Source organism: uncultured Oscillibacter sp. (assembly GCF_910584465.1).
GTDB lineage: Bacteria > Bacillota > Clostridia > Oscillospirales > Oscillospiraceae > Oscillibacter.
In genome coordinates, this window is the sequence record NZ_CAJUBK010000046.1 from 1 (window position 1) to 19,759 (window position 19,759).

Consider the following 19,759-nt stretch of genomic DNA (forward strand, 5'->3'; position numbering starts at 1 on the left):
TAGCGGTCGGCGCTCCCCTCGCGGGGAGCGAGGGTTGAAATCTCAGAGAGGCCGCTCGACGCTGCGCCTCCTCCGTCGCTCCCCTCGCGGGGAGCGAGGGTTGAAATAAAAGCTGCACCAGGAACCCGGTGTACTGCTCTTTCGTCGCTCCCCTCGCGGGGAGCGAGGGTTGAAATATGATAGCCTCGCCAGTAGCTGTACCCTGGTCGACCGTCGCCCCCCTCGCAGGAAACGACCGGATTGAAATCATCAAGACTCTTTTTCGATCTTCAGCCGTACACCAACGCACGATGACAAAGCTTTAACCGTCTACTTATGGCCAATCGCAAAAGCAATCGTAAAATCACCATCGAAAATCAGCAAACCCCCTTCTCTTTCAGTGGCAAAGAAATGTCCCCAACAGTTCATCACCAGCGCCGCCGGTCCTGCCGAAGCAGGCTGATGCCCACCAAAGCATTCTCCTTTCGCCCGTGCGGCCCCTTCGTCAAAACACGATCCCCTGCCCCGGAGCTCCTCACAAGGTCTCCCAAAAGGCCGGGCAGGACCGTCGTCTCCTCCAGCCCCCTTTTTAAGAAGATCGTGTGCCTCCCACTGCGGGGCCTCCGGACCTCAAGCGCTCTCCCGTCCGTCTGTCCCGTCCTTCGGAGCCCCTTCCTGCGGAGGATCGAAGCCCCCTCACAGCACCCGAGCCCCTTCCGCCGCCGGCGCCCCCTGAGGCCTGCGCGGGCGGGGCGGCGATGCCGGATCCATTGTGGATCTTCCATAATTTCTTCGTCAAAAATAGGATGATCTGTGGATTTTTTAGCTGAGCGCTTGACAAGGTCGGCCTTTCCGTGTATCTTCAAGACATACATATTGGCTTGTATAAGTTCATGATCGGATGAACGTTTCTACCAACTGCCGTAACAGTTGACTACAAGTTTTTGGGCCTCGCCCTGAAACTTGTGGTCTTTTTGTTTCGGCAGTTTTCGTTTCCCCCCTGCCGGCGAAGGGAGACCGCGGTCCTCCGATATCAGCGGACGCTTTGTGCGCACATGGCGGCTGCTCATGCGCTTATCCTGCCTGTATGGCCTCACGCAAAAACGCGTGATCAGGAGGTAACGCATGAGCAGTCTTTTCATCAAAAACGCTTCCGCTGTCATCACCTGCGACGATCGGGACACGGTGCTGGAAAACGCCGGCATCCTGATCCGGGACGGTGCCGTCGTTTACATGGGGCCGGAGCCCCAGACGGCGGACGAGACCCTGGACGCCTCCGGCTGCTTGGTCTATCCGGGGCTGATCAACACGCACCACCACCTCTACCAGACCTTCAGCCGGAACCTGCCCCAGGTGCAGAACATGGAACTGTTCGACTGGCTGAGGACGCTGTACGAGATCTGGAAAAACTTGGACGGCGGCGCCGTCTACCACAGCTCCATCACAGGCATGGGGGAACTGCTGAAGACCGGCTGCACCACCGTCTTCGACCACCACTACGTCTTCCCCGGCGGCAGCTCCGCCGCCCTGCTGGACGCCCAGTTCGCCGCGGCGGAAGCCCTGGGCGTGCGGATGTACGCCTCCCGCGGGAGCATGGACCTGAGCCGGAAGGACGGCGGCCTCCCCCCGGACAGCGTGGTCCAGACCGTAGACGAGATCCTCCGGGACTGCCAGGCGGCGGTGGAGAAGTTCCACGACCCCCGCCCCCTCTCCATGCGGATGGTGGCCCTGGCCCCCTGTTCGCCCTTCAGCGTCTCGGCGGAGCTGCTGCGGCAGTCCGCCCTGCTGGCCCGGGACCTGGGGGTCCGGCTCCACACGCATCTGTGCGAGACGAAGGACGAGGAGCGCTATGTCCTGGAGAAATATGGGAAGCGCCCCCTGGCCTGCATGGAGGACCTGGGCTGGATCGGCCGCGACGTGTGGTACGCCCACGGCATCCACTTCAACGACGGGGAGCTGAAGCTCCTGGCGGACACGGGCACCGGCGTGGCCCACTGCCCCATCTCCAACATGAAGCTCTCCTCCGGCGTGTGCCGGATCCCCGATATGCTGGAGCTGGGGGTCCCCGTGGGCCTTGCCGTGGACGGCAGCGCCAGCAACGACGGCTCCAGCCTCCTGGAGGAACTGCGGGTGGCCTACCTGCTCCACCGGCTCACCTCCAGCGCGCGGGCCCCCAGCGGGTACGATCTTTTGAAGATCGCCACCCGGGGCAGCGCCCGGGTCCTGGGCCGGGAGGACATCGGTTCCCTGGAGCCCGGCAAGGCCGGGGACCTGTTCCTGATCCGCCGGGACCGGCTGGAGCTGGTGGGGGCGGACCTGGACGTCAAGTCCATGCTGGGCACCGTGGGCTTCAAGGGCCCTGTGGACGCCACGGTGGTGAACGGCAGGGTCGTGGTCAAAGACGGCCGTCTCACCGGCGTGGACGAGGGGAAGGCGGTCCGGGAGGCCCGCGCCGCCCTCACCGCCTATCTGGACCGCTGATCCCCGCGGGACGCGGAGAGCGGCGGCACCGGCTGCCTGCCGCGATATAAAGATCCACTCCCCGGGGCATGTCACGCGGGGAGTTTTGGGAGGAAAACGATATGAACGCTGCGAAGAACACGAAACGCGAACAAGACCGGAAGATGGTCTATGAGCTGGACGGCCGCCCCAGCCTCCCCACGGCGGTCCCTCTGGGCCTCCAGCATGTGCTGGCCATGTTCACGTCGAACCTGGCCCCCATCCTCATCATCGCCTCCGTCTGCGGCCTCTCCGGCGCGGACACGGTGACGATGGTCCAGTGCGCCATGTTCGTCTCCGGCCTCACCACCTTCATCCAGCTCTATCCCCTGCGCCTGGGGAGCAAGTACCAGATCGGGGCCCGGCTCCCCATCGTCATGGGCACCTCCTTCACCTTCGTGCCCACCGCCTCTGCCGTGGGCGCGGCGGGCGGCATCGGGGCCGTGCTGGGCGGGTGCCTGGCGGGCAGTCTGGTGGAGGTCTTCATGGGCTTCTTCTATAAATACATCCGCCGCTTCTTCCCGCCCTTGGTGGTGGGCTGCACCCTGGTGACCATCGGCGTGAACCTGCTGGGCATCGGCGTGGACTATTTCGCCGGAGGGGCCGGGGCGGCGGACTACGGCTCCCTGAAAAACCTGGCCGTGGCTTCCTTCGTGCTGGTCATCGTCATCCTGCTCCAGCGGTTCGGGAAGGGCCTAGCCAAAAACGCCGCCATCCTGATCGGTCTGGTGGCGGGCTACATCGCGGCCGCGCTCCTGGGCATGGTCGACACCACCCCCATCGCGGACGCGGCGTGGTTCGGCCTGCCCCTGCCCATGCAGTTCAAGCTGGCCTTCCAGCCTGCCGCCATCATGAGCTTCGCCGCCCTGTTCGTCACCTCCGGACTGGAGACCATCGGCAACACCTCCGGCATCACCATGGCGGGCTTCGACCGGGAGGCCACGGAACGGGAGACCTCCGGCGCCATCCTGGCGGACGCCCTGGGCTCCACCACTGCCGCGGTCTTCAACGCCCTGCCCAACACCGCCTTCGGGCAGAACGCGGGCATCGTGGCCATGACCCGGGTGGTGAACCGCTGGTGCATCGCCACCGGGGCCTTCATCCTCATGATCTCCGGCTTCTTCCCCAAGCTGGGGGCCATCTTCTCCGCCATCCCCAACGCCGTCCTGGGCGGGGCGATCATCACGGTGTTCGGCATGATCTTGATCAACGGCATCAAGATGATCGCCAAGGCGGGGTTCAGCGAGCGGAACATCCTCGTCATGGGACTGACCTTCGTCTTCGGCATCGGCGTGCCGGCCCACCCGGAGGCCGTGGCCCAGCTCCCCGGCTTCATCCGGTTCATCTTCAACGATGCGGTCACGGCCACCTGCATCATGGCGATCATCGCCAACGTCCTGTTCCCGATGACGGACGAAGCGGATATCGAGAAGGCAAAAGAAGCGATGATGGGCTGACGGCGTCACGCCCCTCAGCGGGACGGGCCCTTCCCGACCGCAGCCGGGCGGCCACGCGGCCGCCCGGCTGTTCTTACAGCGCCCCGGCATCCATCAGACGCACGCAGGTGAACGGGCCTCGCCGTCCTCATCCGTGGTCGTGAGGGCCCTGGGGGCGGTACGCTGTATAAGGGATCGGACCTCCTCCCGGGGCGTATGGGGCGCTCGATACGGTCTGCCCGGCAGGGGGCCTGGCCATCTCGCAAGGCGCTCCCCCGCGGGCAGGGCTCCCCGTGCAAGGGAGGTGGTGGGCCCGCTGCGGACGGTCTGTACAGACCGCGGAAACGGTGGATGTCCTTTGAGGCGATCGCCGCCTGCCTATGGCGGAAATCTCGACGTATGGGCCCGAAGAGGGGACAGGGACATGCCTCCTGTCCCCTCTTCGGATTTTGAGTGGCCGACCGTCCTTGGTCGGTCGGCTTTTTATTGAGGTATGACAATATCCGTTCCTTTTTGTCATTTCGTTACATATCCGGCCTGCAAAAAGAATTTTCCTATGTCATAAAAAAGTTTGCTGTTTCAAATAAGGGCCTCAAATCATGGGGTACGGGGAGCAGGATATTGCTCTATAACAGGTGGTCCCCTTGAATACGGCAAAATGGCCATATGGCTCACCTCCTATCTCAAAGTATAGATGTAGCATATCACTTACAGCGATGATTGTCAATTGTTATTTATTCTATTCAATGAACTTTCATTTGGCAGATGTGTGAATTATTTTTTTACTAACAAGGAAATTGATAACTAGGAAAATATGTGGTATAATAAAATTGTCATTAGCCCTAATGCGAAAGGGGATATAATGTGGATTGAAAAATCGATTAGAAAAAATAGCCATGTGCGCTGTAGCGATCGCGGCAGGGTCTTCTGCCGCGATCGCTCTATTTTACAGGATCATGCTTTTTCCACTAACAATCATCAACGGGGCAGACGTGGTCCCCGTCAGTGAACACCTGGGCCATTCTGGCACGGCGGTCATGCTCCGAATGTATGCCCATGCCAGTGAGGAAAGTATTCGCCGGGCCGGTCAGATCGTCCTCATCAACCAGACCCGAAAAGCCAACAGGGTGCCGGAACTGCCGATCAGTGAGGCCCTGATGAATGCCGCCCAGACCCAGCGCAAGAGACAGCGATACCAGAAAGCCTCAGCATCTGGCAGCTGCCCCGAGAGGTGCGGCACATGGTCTGCACGTGCGTGGTCTCTCCCTTGATGACGGGGCCCTTCAACTCCTGCGGCTCAAAAGCCCGCCTGGGTCCTGCAGGAAGGACAAAAAGCACTGAATATCTCAGTGCTTTTTGTCCTATCCGGCGGTGCCCGTCCCGCTCCGGGGTCTCAGGCGGTGAGGTCGATCAGCACCCGCAGCACGGACTTGTCGGTCCGCGCCCGCTCGAACGCCTCCATGCTCTTATCCAGGGGGTAGATCGCGGAGACCAGGGGCCTCAGCTGCGCGTCCAGGACGCCGGAGTCGATGATCTTGACGGCGGCCTGCATGTCCGACATGGTGTGGTGGCGGACGCCCAGCAGGTCGCACTCGCTGTAGATGATCTTGTTGATGTCCAGGTCGAAGATCTTCCCCGCCGGGGGCATGCCCACCTGGACCAGGGCGCCGCCGCGCTTGAGCCGGCTGACGCAGGTGTCGAAGCTGGACTGGACCGAGGTGATCTCGAACACCCTGTCGAAGCCCATCCCCCCGCAGTTTTCGGCGCAGACCGCTTCGAAGTCCGCCCCTCCGGGGTCCACGACCGTGAAGCCCATCCCCCTGGCGATCTCCATGCGGGTCCGGTCGATCTCGGACAGGACCACATGGGCGGCCCCGGAGAACCGGGCCATGATGCCGATGATGAGGCCGATGGGGCCAGCGCCGCTGATGAACACGTCCTCTCCCGCCCGGAACCCGGAACGGCGGAGGTCGTGCACCCCCACCGTCAGCGGCTCCACCAGGGCGGCGACCTTATCGTCCACGCCGCCGCCGAACCGGATGACCCGGTCCGCGTTGACCAGCATGTACTGGGTGAACACGCCGTCCAGGCTCGTGCCCATGATCTTCACGGAAGTACACAAGTTTTCCCGTCCCGCGCAGCACCCCTCGCAGGCGTAGCAGGGCTCCACCGTATGTACGCACACCTTGTCCCCCACCTTGACGTCGGTGCGGCCGGAATCGATGGCGTACAGCTCACCGCAGGCCTCGTGGCCCATGACCAGGGGCGGCTTCGCCGTGGGGTGCAGCCCGGAAAAGACGTGCAGGTCCGAGCCGCAGATGCCCGCGTACTTGACGCGGACCACCGCCTGGCCCCTGCCGGGGACCGGGATCGGCGCTTCTACGACCTCCACTTTATGGAAGTCTGTCAAAACCAGTTTCTTCATAATCCCTTTACTCCCAACGCTGTGATCGGTATCCCGTATCCATCGCGGCCCCCTCTCTGAGGACCGTCCCGGGTTCACTCCCCCGCCGGGGTCATCCCGAAAAGGTCCATCAGCCAGTCCGCGGTATAGGAATTGCCCAGGGTCAGGTTGTCCGCGCAGACGTGGCAGCAGGCTCCCTCCTCCTTGGTGAAGAGCTTGAAGCTGACGCTGCGGGCATTGACCATCTCCTTGCAGATGCGCTCCGCGCCCTCCAGCGTCTGCTGAGGATCGTCCTCGCCGAAGGTGATCAGCACGTCGCAGGTGACGTTCTGGAGGACGCCCTCCAAGGTGAACCTCCTGAACTTCTCCAAAGCCTCCTCCATGCTGTCCACCCCGTTGATCCACTTGGCGTAGGGGGACAGGGCGTGCGTGCCCGCGGCGATCCTCTTTTCCCAGGTCCTGCCGTAATCGTACTCGGCGCCGTAGGTGATGCAGGCGGCGTAGCGGTGCTCGAAGGAGACGATGCGGGGCGCGTAGTAGCCCCCCAGGCTCCAGGCCACCACGGCCACCCGGCTCAGGTCCACGTCGTCCCGGGTCTCCAGGTAGTCGAAGGCCGCCGTACCCGCGGTCTCATAATCGTGGCGGGAGCGGACGCCGTTCAGGCGGAGGGACGCGCCCTGTCCCGGGCCGTCCACGATCAAACAGTGGAAGCCGCGCCTGGAGTAGTCCATGCAGACGGCGAAGTACGCCTCCTCCGCCGTGGAGTCCAGCCCGCCGAACCACACCATGGCCGGGGTCCTCCCGCTGGGGTCCGGGTCCTTCGCGGGCAGGAAATAGGCGTAGAGGAACGTGTCCTCATAGGGGATATGGACTTCTACGGGCCGGGAATCGTGGCGCTCCGTCCCCTTCAGGAAACACTCCCGGTACTTCCCGTAGATGCCAGATCTCCTGGGGTCGTCTCCGTCCAGGAAGAACTGGGCGTTGTGGTAATACTCCGTGGCCCGGCAGTACTCGCCGGAGGCGGTCACGAAGTGCCTCCCGGCCTCGGCGGCCTTGGCCATGCCGTACAGCCGGTCGCCCATGGCCTCCCAGGCGTCGGTCCAGGAGTCCGGGTCGTCCGGGTCGATCCGCTCACAGGCCTGCTGGATCTCGCCGAACTCCGCCTGGCCCGTACAGATGCCCCCGATCGCCCGGAGGACCTTGAAGGACAGGGCATAGTGGTCTGGAAAATATCGGAACATGCTCGCTCCTCCTAAATCTCAAGGTATGGCCCGCCATTCAGCCCAGGGCGGGAGGCGTCCGTCTCTCCCTGCGGACCTGGAAGACCTGCTGCGCCGCGATCGCGGCGATGATGGCCAGGGCGGCGGCGTCCGTCACATAGCTGGTGTTGACCAGCAGCAGCCCGGCCGCGCAGGCCAGCGCCCGGAAGACGATGCTGACGTCCGTCAGCATGTATCCGGAGAGGCCCACGTTCAAAATATAGATCCCGCAGAAGCAGGTCAGCACCGGGATGATGCAGCTGAGGAAGGGCGCGCCCAGGAACAGCACGCGGGTGTCGAACACGAACACCCAGGGGATGATGAACGCCGCGATGCACAGGCGGCAGCCCAGGGCGCAGGTCTTGCTGAAGCTGCACTTGGCGATGGACGCGGCCGTCAGCGCGCCCAGGGCCACCGGCGGGGTGACGGCCGCCAGCAGGCCGAAGTAGTAGATGAACAGGTGCCCCGCCAGCAAGTCGATCCCCAGAGAGCTGATCACAGGGCCCATGAGGGACGCCAGGATGATATACGCGGCGGCGCTCAAAACGCCCATGCCCAGGATGATGGACGCCAGCGCGGTGATCGCCAGGGCGATCCAGGCCCTGCCCCCGGCGGTCTTGATGACGAAGGTGGACATCTTGATGCCCAGGGAGCTCAGCCCCACGACGCCGACGATGACCCCGCTGATGGCGCAGGAGACCGACAGGGTGACCGAGCTCAGCACGCCGTCCACCAGCGCCGCGCACATGCGCCTGGGGCTCACGCGGGTCTCCTTGCGGAAGAGGCTCCCCACGATGATGGATAAGATCGCCAGCATGCCGCAGCGCTGCGGCGTCCAGCCGTAGGCCATGGTGGCCACCAGCACGGCGATGGCGACGACGAAGTGGATGCCGCTCAGGAAGATCTTCCCCAGGCTGTCGGTGTCGTCCTCGTCGACGCCCGCCCCCGCCTCCAGATGGAGCTTCTTGGCCTTGAAGTGGACCGCGATGAAGATGCTCACGAAATAGAGGATGGCCGGGGCGATGGCGTACAGGCAGATCTGGTTGTACGTCATGTTCACGAAGGTGGCCATCAAAAACACGGAGGATCCCATGACCGGAGGCAGGATCTGGCCGCCCATGGACGCGGCGGTCTCCGTGGCGGCGGCGAACTCCGCAGGGTATCCGTTGCGCTTCATCAGCGGGATGGTCACGGCCCCGGTGGTCGCCACGTTCGCCACGGCGCTGCCGTTGATCAGGCCCAGGAGCGCGGAGGCGATCACCGCCGCCTTGGCGGGCCCGCCGCAGGAGTTCCGGGTCAGCGCGTTGGCCAGGCGGTTGAAATAGTCGCCCGCGCCGAACTCGTTCAAGAACGCGCCGAAGATGATGAAGATGATGATATAGGTGGACGCGATGCCGACGCAGGAGCCCAGGATGCCCCCGGTGGAGTTGTAGAACTCGTTGTAGATCATCCGGGCCCCGATGGGCGCGTGGCGCAGGGAGCCGGTGAGCAGGTGCCCCCACAGCAGGTACGCCATGAACACGGCGGCGATCACCGTGATCGCCGGCCCGGCCCGCTTGTACGTGGCCAGGAACACCAGGAATATCAGCACGACGCAGAAGATCTTGTCCCAGGCCGCGGGCGTGCCGCCCCGCAGCTGGATATCGTGGTAGTTCGCCATCCCGTACAGCATGAACGCGGCGGAAGCGGCGGCACAGAGCGTATACAGGACCAGCTGGAAAACAGCGAAGCCGCGGTGCTTTTCAGACGGCTTTATCAGCAGGAAGCACAAGACCAGCATGGCGCCCAGGTGGATCGTCCGGTGCAGGTATACCGTCGGGATGCCGAACACGGCGGTGTATATCTGATAGACGCCCAGGACGAAGGCGATCGCCACGGCGGCCTTCTTCCTGCAGCTTAGAACTCGTTCCATAAATCGTCCTCTCTCAGCGTGTCGCCGCCCGCCCTCTCCGGGCAGAGGCGATCCAAGATAGCGTCAGAGCCCGTCTTGGGGACCGGGGCCGGCCCTTCCGGCGCGTCCCGCCCCGCGCGGGACAGGGGAGGAAAGGGGGGGCCGTCAGGACCAGCCGGCCTGACGGCCCCCGGGGCATGAAGCGTTTTTGCGGCCCGCTGCCGCGCCCGCCTTACAGCAGGCCGATCTCCTGATAGTAGCGCAGGGCGCCGGGATGCAGGTTGGAGTGCTCGAAGCCGGTGAGGCAGTCCGGAGTGCCGATCCAGGCGTTCTCGGGAACGACGGCGGCGAAATCGTCGGCGTTCTCGTGCAGGGCCTTGGTGATGGCGTAGACCACGTCGTCGGAAAGGTCCCTGCGGCAGCACATCAGCCCGGTCCAGGCCATGACGGCCTTCTCCTCGTCCTGCCCCTTGTAGATGCCCGCAGGCATGGTGGCCAGGGAAAAGGAGGGGTAGTCCTTGACGAACTTCTGAGCCGCCTCCCCCTCGAAGGACAAAACGTCGATATCGAAGGAGCTCTCCATCTGATGGGTGGTGGGGTTGTCCAGCATGCCGGAGACCACGGAGACGTCCACGTGGCCGTCCTGCATCAGCTCGATGACGTCGCTGAGGCCCTGGTAGTTCAGCGTGTGGCCGTTGGCCTGGATATCGTCGTAGGTGATGCCGTAGGATTCCAGGACGCGGCGGGTGAAGATCTCCACGCCGCCCCCGGCGGTGTTGCAGTTCAGATTGCTGTTGGCGATGTCCTCGATGCTCTTGATCCCGGCCCGGGCGGCGGCCACGAAGTACATATAGGAAACGTTGGTGGAGCAGATGACCGCCACGTTGTCCATGGCGCCGTCGGCCTCGAAATCGTTCACGCCGTGCAGCGCGTCCTCATAGGCATGGCCCTGGGTGAAGGCCATGTCGCACTCCCCGGCCTGGATGGCGCGCAGGTTGGCCGCGCCGGAGCCCGTGATCCCGGTGACGGTGACGCCGGGCAGGGCGTTCTCGATCGCGGTGACCATGGCGGGCTGGACGATGGCCCAGTTGCCTCCGGTGGAGCCGGACTGGAAGATGATGTCCTTGACGTCGATGTTCAGCTCGCCGCCCTTATCGGCGGATCCGCCGCCGGAGGGCTCCGCGGGTCCCGCAGGGGCCGCGGGGGGATCCTCCTGAGTCTTGCCGCCGTTCCCGCCGCAGGCGGCGAGAGAGGCGGTCAGCAGCAGCGCCAGCAGCAATGCAAGAAGCTTTTTCATAGGTCCTTCTCCTTTTCTTGTTTTGTTTTTCCCGTTTGAGCCTTCTCTATCCGTCTGCGAGCGGGCCCGCCGCGTCCCGGATCCGTCTCCTCCGGGGTCCATACAAGCAGGACGGGGCGTCCTGTGTACTGCGTGTTCAGCTGCGGGGGAACAGCGCCGGGTCGTGGCCGCAGACCACATAGGCGGGATCCATGGCGGGCAGCAGGGCCTTGATCTTGTCCACGCTCTCATAGTAGCTGTAGCAGTCGTAGACCAGGCTGGAGCGCAGGGACGGGGCATTGTCCGCGGCGGGGGTGATCTTGTGCATCACGCCGTCGCAGTCCGGCATCTCCGTCATCCACGGGAAGCAGCAGCAGGGCATGTGGAAGAGGTCCCCGACGAAGATGCGAAGGCCCTGGGTGGTGTTCACCACGATGGACTGGCTGCCCCGGGTGTGGCCCGGCGTCTTGACCAGACGGATGCCCTCCATGATCTCCAGGTCGCCGTCGATCTTGATGAAGTTGGGGTTGTCCTTGAGGTAGGGGACCACGTCCAGGTCGAAGTCCCTGCGCTGCAGCTCCGCGTAGGTGGGGGCCAGCAGGTTCTCCCACTCGTCCTTCTGCGCGATGGACCTGGTGGTGGGGAACAGGTTCGCGTTGCCCGCGTGGTCGTTGTGCAGGTGGGTGTAGAGGACCAGGTCGATGTCGCCGGGGCCCAGGCCGTGCTTCGCCAGGGAGTCCAGCAGGTCCTTGCTGCTGGCCCAGGCGGGGATGCCGCCCCACGCCTTGCCGTCCACGACGTAGCGCTCGTTGATCCCGTTGTCGATCAGGATGTTCATCTCCCCGTCCTGCAGCAGGTAGGCCAGGTACGGCAGCTTGATGAACAGCTCCTGGTCGTAGCCGGAGGACAGGGCCCCCTTGTAGTTCATATGGGTCCCGCAGGAAAGCACCGTCGCCTTCCACTTGCCCGCGCCATAATTGGCATTCTTATTCATGGCAGACCTTCCTTACGTTGTAGATTTAGGGGAAACCTCCCCTATATATTCACTATGTCCCCGTTCTTTCCCGGCGATCCCTCCTACTCTGTTGCCTCTTGATTATTGAATACGTATTCCCTTCCCGTATCTATACCATACTCCATTTACAGCGTTTTTGTCAATCAGTTTTTGTTCCCTCTTCATAAAATCAGCAATATTGCACCGCGCTCATATCGGAAACTTAGTAAAATTCGATAAGGTCTCTGCATATTATGCGTATTGACATCGAAGGTCTCCTGTGATATAGTAGTCGCAGGAACTAATTTTGAATACGTATTTATATTCGCGTATTCGGATATGAGGTGGACGAATGTCAAACAACGCCCATAAGACGGTCACATCCATAGATGTCGCCAAGCGCGCCGGCGTCTCCCAGTCCACGGTCTCCCGCGCCTTCTCCTGCAGCGGCAAGCTGTCCCCCAAGACCCGCGAGGCTGTGATCCGGGCGGCCGACGAATTGGGGTACCGTCCAAACGCCATCGCCAGGAGCCTGGTCTCCAATCAGACCAAGTTCATCGGCATCGTGAAGAGCGCCACCGACAACTCCATGTTCTCGGAGCTGCTCACCTTCATGGTGGAGCGCCTCCAGAAGACCGAGTACCAGGTCATCTATTACGAGGTCGGCCACGGTCAGTCCATCGACGACATCCTCTCCAGGGTCCTGCAGTACCGGGTGGAGGGGATCATCCTGCTCTACGCCAACCTCTCCTCCGAGATCACCAGGGTCTGCCGCAGCATGGGGATACCCGTATTGCAGATGCTGCGCTACTCCACCAACGCCCAGGCCAACGTGGTCTCCCCCGCCAACCACGCCGGGGCCGCCCTGGCGGTGGAGCACCTGATGGAAAAGGGCTATCGCTCCTTCGCCTATATCACCGGAGAGCTGAACGCCTCCTCCAATATGGAGCGGCAGCTGGGCTTTTTGAGCAGGCTGGCGGAGCTGGGCTACAACGACCCCGTGGTCCTCCAGGGCGATTATACCTACGAGTCCGGCTGCCGGGCCCTCCCGCTCCTGCTGGAGCGGGACGTGAAGCTCCCCTGCGGCGTCCTGTGCGCCAACGACCTGATCGCCATGGGGGTCATCGACACCGCGCGGTCCATGGGCATCCGGATCCCCGAGGATATCGGCGTCATGGGCTTCGACAACATCTTCATGAGCAACTGGCCCGCCTACCAATTGACCTCCCTCCAAAACCCCACGGAGGAGCTGGCCGAGCGGGGCGTGCGCCTGCTGATCGACAAGATCCAGAACAACGACTTCACCCCCGATATCTTGCAGCTCAATTTCAAGCTGGTGGAGCGCAGGTCCACCCAGCTCACCGGGGCCCCCAAGTGACCCGGAGCCGCCTCTCCTTTCCCCACGGAAGGGAGAGATGTTCCTGGTGGTTTTTGAATACGTATTCCCTCCCCGCACAGGCTCATCAAGCTTACAGGAAAGGACGGCACGACCATGGAAAACTATCAAGCCACGCATGTATTCGACGTCAGAGGCAGGACGGCGCTCATCACCGGCGGCACGAAGGGGCTGGGCCGGGCGATGGCCGAGGGCCTGATCCAGAACGGCTGCCACGTGACGCTGGCCAGCCGGAACACCGGCGGGACCGAGGACCTGGAGGAGCTGGCGGCGCGGCACGGCTGCCGCTGCCACCTCCACGCCTGCGACGTGACGGACACGGCCCGCGTCGTGGACATGGTCCGCGCGGCGGAGGAGGCCATGGGCCGCATCGACATCCTCATCAACGCCGCGGGGATGAACCGCCCCAAGCTGCTGGAGGATATGGACGACGCCACCTGGGACGAGATCCTGGACCTGGATCTCCGGGCCTGCTTCATCGTCACCCGCGAGACCGCCCGGGTCATGCGCAGGCAAAAATACGGGAAGATCATCAACATCTCCTCCATGAAAAGCGTGCTCGGCGTGTCCGACGCGGGCTACACGGCCTACTGCGCGGCAAAGGGCGCGGTCAACGCCCTCACCCGTCAGCTCGCCTGCGAGCTGGCGGCGGACGGGATCACGGCCAACGCTATCGCCCCCACGTTCATCAAGACCGCCATCAACGCTCGCCAGCTGGAGGATCCCACTTTCTACAGATCCCTGACCAGCCGCATCCCCGTGGGGCGGATCGGGGAGTTCCGGGACCTCATGGGCCTTTTGCTGCTGCTGGCCTCCGACGCCTCCCAGTTCATCACGGGGCAGGTGTTCCTCCTGGACGGCGGCATCGCGGCGCGGCAGTAGGCGCAAAACGTTTCCCGACGGATAAGGGGGAGCAGCTTGGATATCCAGATGTCAGAAAAATACCGCCTCACCGCTCTTTTGACGGTCGTCGGCGGCTTCCTTGAGGCGTATACTTTTTTGACCAGGGGAGGCGTGTTCGCCAACGCGCAGACGGGAAACATCGCCCGCCTGGGTCTCGCCGCCGCAGGCGGAGACCTGCACGCGGTCCTGCGCTATCTGTTGCCGATCGTCTCCTTCATCGCCGGTGTATCCCTTTCCATGCAGATCCGGGCCTGCTGCCGGCGGTATCCCTCCAGGTCTTTCCACTGGCGGCAGATCGTCGTCCTGGCGGAGACCGCGCTGCTGGCCATAGTCGGCCTCATCCCCGCCGAAGCGCCGGATCTATCCGTCACAGGGACGGTCTCCTTCGTATGTGCTCTCCAGGTCGAGAGCTTTCGGAAATTCCATGGGAACGTTTTTGCATCCACCATGTGTACGGGGAATCTGCGGAGCGCGACGGAGGATCTGAACCACTACTTCGAGACCCGCGACAGGGGATGGCTGATGAAGAGCCTGATGTACTTTGCGATCGATCTGTTTTTCATCTGCGGGGTCACCGTCGGGTATTTCGCTGTGCTGTACCTCGGCCGCCGGGCCGTTTGGGTCTGTTCCGCTTTTCTTGCGGCGGCGTTCTGCATGATGTCCTGCCCAAAAAGCGCACTGGGGGAGGACGGAGAAGCCCGCAAACTATAGACTGTGCGCGGATCCAGACCGATGGTTTTCATAGCCGGCCAAAGGGCGGCTATGAACGCTAATATCCTTTCCGCGGTTCATCCTTATGCGAAAGCCTCCTTTAATGTCGCCGGGAAGCGCAGCAAAACCTTTATAATTTCCATGTTTTGATTGGAAATTATAGGCAAGCTTGAACGATCTCTTTAGAAGTCCCTAAAATGCCGATACAGCCCGGAAAGCCGGGCTGTATCGGCATTTTAGGCCAGATGAGGCAAGAAGTCCACATATACCATCATAATGTTTGGCATTTCCCTCTGAGCGGTAGCGAAAAGCAATAAATTTGCCTATAGCCATGTTGCAGTCAGCGGCACCTGTATTTTCGATAAAATCTGCTTGTGCGGTCTGGCCGCATAGAGACAGAAATGGATAAATTATGTCGGAGCAGGATGACCATGAAAGCGCGTTTTTCCCACCCGTGGGTGGGGCAAGCATCGCGGCAGGCTTATGATGGAGTATACCCCCAGCACGAACCCTATGGCACAGGGATCGGCACTATGCCAGGGCGGGTCGTTTGGGCACATGACCCGGATTCCGTAAATTGGAACGGCGAGGGCTATTGGTGGCAGTTGGACAACTTTGATGAAGCGGTCATTCAACGCATGGTAGACGCCAGCATCGCCGCTCTGGGCTGACAAGAGAACGCCAAAGATGGCTGGATCGCGCCGTTTCAGGCCCACAACAGCGGCAGCGGATATACTGCCGGAGAGAAAATTGCCATCAAAGCCAACATCAACAGTTCCGGGGTCATGGACGATGACACCTCCGGCGAGACACGGATGAGCTACACCAACCCGGTCCTGCTGAAAGTTCTGTTGACCTCTTTGGTGGAAGATGCGGGGGTGGCCCCGTCCGACATCACGGTCTATGACGTGTCTCGGCTGTTCCCGGACTATATGGTGGAGCTGTGTACCAGCGGCAATCTCCGGGGCGTGAATTTCGTAGGACGCAACAACGGTGCGGCGGATGAGAGCGCCCCAATCCTCTGGTCGCACCAATTCAGCGGCAAGGTGAACTATCTGCCTACCTGCGTCACGGAGGCGAAATGCATTATCAACTTCGCCAGTCTGAAGGGGCACAGCTATGGGATCACTCTCTGCGGCAAAAATCACTTTGGGTCTTTTATCAATGGATACATGATGCGTCCCCCGGAGGGAGCTAACCTCCACCAATGGCTGACCCAGAATGAGATAGGCATTTACAGCCCGCTGGTGGACCTGATGACAAATGCTGATCTGGGCGGCAAAACCGTCCTTTACGCTGGACGCGCTGATCTGCGCCCCCTCAGAGGGGGCATCCATCACCGGGGAGAACTCCCGATGGCAGCAGGCCCCATTTAACGGGGGCTATACCTCCAGCGTGTTCGTCTCCCAGGACCCGGTTGCCATCGACAGTGTGGGGGCGGACTTCCTGATGAACGAGCCGACTGTCACCAACCCCAACGGTTCTCTGGGTAAAGAGTATCTCAAGGGTAAGATCGTGGAGAGGGACATCACCAAAGCAGTGGAGTACCTCACCCAGTCCGCTGAGGCTGGAAACCAGTACGCACAATATGCCCTGGGCAAGCTGTATCTGGACATACAGAATCAGGAACAAGCCCACTACTGGTTTACACAGTCAGCCGCACAGGGGAATGAGTATGCTCAGTTTTTCCTGGACCGCTGGGATAACCTAAAGCCACCCTCGGTCATGCTATCCGTCACCCGATTACTCCATCACATCAGGGGCTCATTCCTGTCAATCCCGCTGACGAGGTGGAGCCGCCTAAGGTAGTTCGTCAGCCGATAAAAATTCTGAACGAAGAACAGCTGAATATCTTTATGGATGTAATTCGGAAAGACACAATCTGGTATGACTTCTTCTACACCGAGCTGACTACCGGTCTGCGTAGGGGTGAGATCTGTGGGCTCATGTGGACCGACCTTGATGAGCGTGTTGGCACCCTGAAAGTCTGCCGCACACTCCATCGGGAAAAGGGCGGCAGGCTGGTAGCCGGGGATACCAAAACCTATGCTGGCACCCGGAAGATCGTCCTGCCGCCCAGCACAGTGGAACTACTGCGAGAACGAAAGCGGAAATCCTTCTCGCCCTGGATATTTCACGATTCACTTCGGCCAGAGGCCCCTATGAATCCTGACAGTGCCTATCGACAGCTGAAGAAATTTCTGGTGGAGGCGGGTCTGCCAAATATCCGCTTCCATGACCTGAGACATACATTCTCAACTCATGCGCTGTCCAGCGGCGTGGACGCCAAAATCCTGGCCGGGATTCTTGGACAACCAAAGCGTCCTTTACCTTAGATACCTACACCCATACCACAGGCGATATGCAGAAGCGTGCTGCTGATATTGTCGGCAGCTTTCTAACTGACTACCTTGGAGAGGAGATGAAACCATGGCAAAACGCAGAAAGCGGGGAGACGGCGGCGTCAGTCTAAGAAAGGACGGACGTTGGGAGGGGAGGGTGGTTGTCGGCTACGATGATAAAGGTCTCCCCGTCACCAAAAACGTTCTGGCAAAGACCAAGTCGGACTGTATCGCAAAACTCAAGGCACTGAGGGACAGCATCCAGGCTCCTGCCCTTGAACAGCCTAAACCTGGAATCCTCCTGGGGGACTGGCTGGATATCTGGTATCAGATCTATAAGAAATCCAATCTTCGGCCCAACACCCAAATGTCCTATGAGCGGCGCATCTACCAGCACATCATCCCAGCTCTGGGAAACATCCAAATGGACAAGCTGACCACCAACGACATCCAGCAGTTCTACGCTAAACTCAAGCAGGGCGGCAGACTCCTCCGCACAGAGTTATACGGGGAGGGACTGTCCGACCAGACTGTTCGGGGCATCCACACCACCCTCCATGCCGCACTGGACAAGGCCGTCTCTGAAAAGCTCCTCTTCCGCAATCCCGCCAATGGCTGCCGTCTCCCCTCCGCCAAAGCCAGAGAAATGCAGGTGCTGGCTCCAGAGGAAATTCAGCGTCTGCTGATCCAAGCCAAGGAAGATAACTGCTTCGAGCTTCTCCTTCTGGAACTCTCAACCGGTCTGCGGCGAGGCGAGATATGCGCCCTCCAATGGGATGACCTCAACCTCCGCACTGGAGAACTCCGGGTAGAACGGAGGTTCACCGGGTCAAAGGCAAACTGGTAACCTCCCCACCCAAAACCAGGGCAGGTAACCGCAGCGTGATCCTCCCTGTGCCTGTTCTGGGTGTCCTCAGGGCCTACAAAGAAACCATGAACTCCTGGTGGATGTTTTCTTCCCCGGTCAGCGAGGACTTGCCCAGAAACCCAGCCGCAGTTCGCAAAGGATTACAGAACGTTCTGGAACGGGCAGAATGTAAGAAAATCAGATTTCACGATCTCAGACACACATTTTCTACCGCCGCTCTTGAGCATGGGATGGATATCAAGACCCTGTCCACTATTACCGGCCACGTCTCCAGCAGCACTACGCTGAATATCTACGCCCACGTTACCGATGAAATGCGCCGTACAGCGGCAGTGAAGATCGACCAGGGTATCGGCAAAACTGAGCTACAAGCAGAGTGTCGGTCCGCGCCTCGGAAGCCTGCTCCCAGTACATTCCAGGCCCACAAAGGCCAGCGGTGTAAGGCGGGGACCGGATGCGTCACCCAAATCAACGAGAATCTCTGGGAAGGACGCTACTCTCCTATCTGGCCGGACGGCAAAAAGCACCCCCGGAACATCTACGCTCACAGTGAGGAAGAGTGCGAAAAACTGCTGGCAGAGATGATAGCAGAAATGAAAACGGAAATTGCCGCTGAAAGAGAGCGTCTGAAAGCAGGATGACAAAAATCCACGGCTCAACGAGTGGGATATCCCCTCGGTGAGCCGTTTTTCTCTGTCCGTGGCTGTTTGTGTGGTCAAGTCTGAATCTCGAATTTTAAATCAGCGGGAAAAGTGCTGAAATACAAGAAAAATCCAGCCTTTCCGAAAGAAAAAGCTGGACTTTATGGAGCTGCTGGGCGGATTCGAACCGCCGACCTCATCCTTACCAAGTGATTGGAAACCTCGGGAGTGCCGCTGTTCAGCACTTTCGGGGCATTTTTGTTGCGGAGGCGCATGGTCTCTGGCACTTTCCCGTCCACTGACTCCGTCCGCTTTTTTCCGCATGTGGGTCAGGGTGTGGGTCAAGCGGATATTTCTGTGTCAAAAAAGCCACGGATGGGCTGCGCCACAGCACTTTTCTTTGCCGTCTCCCGCTCAAAATTGATGCGGGTCAGTTCCTCAATAAAGGCTTTTTGCATTTCACTGGCCTTGGACCAGGACACTCCAAATTTCCGACACATGGAAAAAAAGATTCGATACCACAGTCTGTCCTCATCGTTCTCGTGTGTGAAATACCACTTTGCATCATCCATTATCAGCCCTCCTCCAAGTAAGATGTGAAAATGTTTATGGCAGCCTCGTCACAAATCAAGTACCGCGGAGCCGCGCCGCTCTTACGCCCCGGAATCAAGAGCGCGCCAAAGTTCTGCTCGTAATGCTTCGCCAACTCCGGCGTTTTTGCGTCCAGCGTCACATCTCCATTGAAACCGGCATCCACAGATAGCTTGATACCGTAAGCGACCAGCGCCCGTCCAATACCCCGGTATTTCGGCTCTTCACAAAGAGTCGGATTACTCCGAGCTTGGCTCTCCATGTAAACGATATGGACAGTAACAACATTTTCCTCAATTTCATAAGCGCCCAAGGCCACTAATTCACCCTCTTTGCTCTTCAACGCATAGATTTCAAATCCGCTTTCTGCAATATACTCAGTTGTCCAGTCCGTTTGCCATACGGGTTCGGCAACAGTAGACTCCAAGTCTTCTCTTGTCGCTCTGAGCGCCTTGACAGAGACTTTTTCCCCCAACCGATCCCAAACAAAAAGTTCAAATCTCGCCACATCGATCGCCCCACTTTTCTTTTTTAGTATACCATAGAAAACCGAGAGATACAAGTCCCGC

17 protein-coding genes, 2 pseudogenes, 1 CRISPR repeat array and 1 riboswitch are annotated in these 19,759 nt (G+C 60.6%); of the genes and pseudogenes, 12 read left to right on the plus strand and 7 right to left on the minus strand.

The window, feature by feature from the left end; translation table 11 throughout:
* Positions 1-7: 7 nt before the first annotated feature.
* A CRISPR array of direct repeats spans positions 8-245; the repeat unit is 31 nt; unit sequence CGCTCCCCTCGCGGGGAGCGAGGGTTGAAAT.
* A 595-nt stretch (positions 246-840) separates the two neighbouring features.
* Positions 841-936: riboswitch (purine riboswitch) on the plus strand.
* Between the two features lie 168 nt (positions 937-1,104).
* The 3 genes and pseudogenes from QZ332_RS10260 to QZ332_RS10270 all read left to right on the plus strand — a co-directional run.
* Positions 1,105-2,460: an 8-oxoguanine deaminase gene (locus QZ332_RS10260; RefSeq protein WP_295764988.1), complete on the plus strand. Its 1,356-nt coding sequence runs from the start codon at positions 1,105-1,107 to the stop codon at positions 2,458-2,460.
* 101 nt (positions 2,461-2,561) lie between these two features.
* Positions 2,562-3,935 carry a uracil-xanthine permease family protein gene (locus QZ332_RS10265; RefSeq protein WP_295764990.1) on the plus strand — a complete coding sequence of 458 codons (1,374 nt, stop codon included), beginning with the start codon at positions 2,562-2,564 and terminating at the stop codon, positions 3,933-3,935.
* 1,070 nt (positions 3,936-5,005) lie between these two features.
* A pseudogene (locus QZ332_RS10270) lies at positions 5,006-5,086 on the plus strand (CAP domain-containing protein); the annotation flags it as partial.
* A gap of 221 nt (positions 5,087-5,307) precedes the next feature.
* Here QZ332_RS10270 and QZ332_RS10275 read toward each other — a convergent pair.
* The 5 genes from QZ332_RS10275 to QZ332_RS10295 form a co-directional block, all read right to left on the minus strand.
* Entirely contained in the window at positions 5,308-6,339 is a 1,032-nt protein-coding gene (locus tag QZ332_RS10275; protein ID WP_295764992.1) for a zinc-binding dehydrogenase, read from the minus strand.
* Between the two features lie 74 nt (positions 6,340-6,413).
* Positions 6,414-7,559, minus strand: coding sequence for a S9 family peptidase (locus QZ332_RS10280; protein WP_295764994.1), 1,146 nt, complete (start codon positions 7,557-7,559; stop codon positions 6,414-6,416).
* A 37-nt stretch (positions 7,560-7,596) separates the two neighbouring features.
* The gene (locus QZ332_RS10285) at positions 7,597-9,489 is read right to left on the minus strand and encodes a TRAP transporter fused permease subunit (protein WP_295764996.1); all 1,893 of its coding nucleotides are present in this window, start codon (positions 9,487-9,489) and stop codon (positions 7,597-7,599) included.
* A gap of 211 nt (positions 9,490-9,700) precedes the next feature.
* Positions 9,701-10,765 carry a TAXI family TRAP transporter solute-binding subunit gene (locus tag QZ332_RS10290; protein WP_295764998.1) on the minus strand — a complete coding sequence of 355 codons (1,065 nt, stop codon included), beginning with the start codon at positions 10,763-10,765 and terminating at the stop codon, positions 9,701-9,703.
* Between the two features lie 136 nt (positions 10,766-10,901).
* Entirely contained in the window at positions 10,902-11,738 is an 837-nt protein-coding gene (locus QZ332_RS10295) for an N-acyl homoserine lactonase family protein (protein ID WP_295765001.1), read from the minus strand.
* Positions 11,739-12,090: 352 nt separating this feature from the next.
* On the opposite strand from QZ332_RS10295, the gene QZ332_RS10300 reads away from it, so the two are divergent.
* From QZ332_RS10300 to QZ332_RS13830, 9 genes and pseudogenes are all read left to right on the plus strand, one after another.
* A complete protein-coding gene (locus QZ332_RS10300) occupies positions 12,091-13,116 on the plus strand; it encodes a LacI family DNA-binding transcriptional regulator (RefSeq protein ID WP_295765004.1) in 1,026 nt (341 codons plus the stop codon).
* Positions 13,117-13,230: 114 nt separating this feature from the next.
* Positions 13,231-14,016, plus strand: a complete 786-nt coding sequence (locus QZ332_RS10305) for an SDR family NAD(P)-dependent oxidoreductase (protein WP_295765007.1) — start codon at positions 13,231-13,233, stop codon at positions 14,014-14,016.
* Between the two features lie 36 nt (positions 14,017-14,052).
* Complete coding sequence (locus QZ332_RS10310) at positions 14,053-14,748, plus strand: YoaK family protein (RefSeq protein ID WP_295765009.1); 696 nt, start codon at positions 14,053-14,055, stop codon at positions 14,746-14,748.
* Between the two features lie 425 nt (positions 14,749-15,173).
* Positions 15,174-15,419 carry a hypothetical protein gene (locus QZ332_RS10315; protein ID WP_295765011.1) on the plus strand — a complete coding sequence of 82 codons (246 nt, stop codon included), beginning with the start codon at positions 15,174-15,176 and terminating at the stop codon, positions 15,417-15,419.
* 84 nt (positions 15,420-15,503) lie between these two features.
* Positions 15,504-16,124: a DUF362 domain-containing protein gene (locus QZ332_RS10320; RefSeq protein ID WP_295765017.1), complete on the plus strand. Its 621-nt coding sequence runs from the start codon at positions 15,504-15,506 to the stop codon at positions 16,122-16,124.
* A gap of 73 nt (positions 16,125-16,197) precedes the next feature.
* Positions 16,198-16,557 carry a tetratricopeptide repeat protein gene (locus QZ332_RS10325; RefSeq protein ID WP_367116665.1) on the plus strand — a complete coding sequence of 120 codons (360 nt, stop codon included), beginning with the start codon at positions 16,198-16,200 and terminating at the stop codon, positions 16,555-16,557.
* A pseudogene (locus tag QZ332_RS10330) lies at positions 16,506-17,221 on the plus strand (site-specific integrase); the annotation flags it as partial. The gene QZ332_RS10325 and the pseudogene QZ332_RS10330, both read left to right, overlap by 52 nt.
* On the plus strand, positions 17,179-17,937 hold the full coding sequence (gene xerC, locus QZ332_RS13825) for a tyrosine recombinase XerC (protein ID WP_367116662.1): 759 nt from the start codon (positions 17,179-17,181) through the stop codon (positions 17,935-17,937). The pseudogene QZ332_RS10330 and the gene xerC, both read left to right, overlap by 43 nt.
* A gap of 86 nt (positions 17,938-18,023) precedes the next feature.
* Positions 18,024-18,599: a tyrosine-type recombinase/integrase gene (locus QZ332_RS13830; protein WP_367116663.1), complete on the plus strand. Its 576-nt coding sequence runs from the start codon at positions 18,024-18,026 to the stop codon at positions 18,597-18,599.
* 341 nt (positions 18,600-18,940) lie between these two features.
* On the opposite strand, the gene QZ332_RS10340 is transcribed toward QZ332_RS13830, so the two are convergent.
* Entirely contained in the window at positions 18,941-19,171 is a 231-nt protein-coding gene (locus tag QZ332_RS10340; RefSeq protein WP_295765014.1) for a hypothetical protein, read from the minus strand.
* Between the two features lie 2 nt (positions 19,172-19,173).
* Positions 19,174-19,759 (minus strand): hypothetical protein (locus QZ332_RS10345; protein ID WP_367116664.1); only part of this gene is annotated, 586 nt, incomplete at its 5' end.

What these genes read in the sequence shown, in the direction of transcription:
- QZ332_RS10280 (WP_295764994.1), bottom strand. Translation starts at nt 7,559, where the DNA reads ATGTTCCGATATTTTCCAGACCACTATGCCCTGTCCTTCAAGGTCCTC.
- QZ332_RS10340 (WP_295765014.1), bottom strand. Translation starts at nt 19,171, where the DNA reads ATGGATGATGCAAAGTGGTATTTCACACACGAGAACGATGAGGACAGA.
- xerC (WP_367116662.1), top strand. Translation starts at nt 17,179, where the DNA reads ATGGCAAAACGCAGAAAGCGGGGAGACGGCGGCGTCAGTCTAAGAAAG.
- QZ332_RS10325 (WP_367116665.1), top strand. Translation starts at nt 16,198, where the DNA reads ATGAACGAGCCGACTGTCACCAACCCCAACGGTTCTCTGGGTAAAGAG.
- QZ332_RS10285 (WP_295764996.1), bottom strand. Translation starts at nt 9,489, where the DNA reads ATGGAACGAGTTCTAAGCTGCAGGAAGAAGGCCGCCGTGGCGATCGCC.
- QZ332_RS10290 (WP_295764998.1), bottom strand. Translation starts at nt 10,765, where the DNA reads ATGAAAAAGCTTCTTGCATTGCTGCTGGCGCTGCTGCTGACCGCCTCT.
- QZ332_RS10265 (WP_295764990.1), top strand. Translation starts at nt 2,562, where the DNA reads ATGAACGCTGCGAAGAACACGAAACGCGAACAAGACCGGAAGATGGTC.
- QZ332_RS10275 (WP_295764992.1), bottom strand. Translation starts at nt 6,339, where the DNA reads ATGAAGAAACTGGTTTTGACAGACTTCCATAAAGTGGAGGTCGTAGAA.
- QZ332_RS10295 (WP_295765001.1), bottom strand. Translation starts at nt 11,738, where the DNA reads ATGAATAAGAATGCCAATTATGGCGCGGGCAAGTGGAAGGCGACGGTG.
- QZ332_RS13830 (WP_367116663.1), top strand. Translation starts at nt 18,024, where the DNA reads ATGAACTCCTGGTGGATGTTTTCTTCCCCGGTCAGCGAGGACTTGCCC.
- QZ332_RS10305 (WP_295765007.1), top strand. Translation starts at nt 13,231, where the DNA reads ATGGAAAACTATCAAGCCACGCATGTATTCGACGTCAGAGGCAGGACG.
- QZ332_RS10260 (WP_295764988.1), top strand. Translation starts at nt 1,105, where the DNA reads ATGAGCAGTCTTTTCATCAAAAACGCTTCCGCTGTCATCACCTGCGAC.
- QZ332_RS10315 (WP_295765011.1), top strand. Translation starts at nt 15,174, where the DNA reads ATGACCATGAAAGCGCGTTTTTCCCACCCGTGGGTGGGGCAAGCATCG.
- QZ332_RS10300 (WP_295765004.1), top strand. Translation starts at nt 12,091, where the DNA reads ATGTCAAACAACGCCCATAAGACGGTCACATCCATAGATGTCGCCAAG.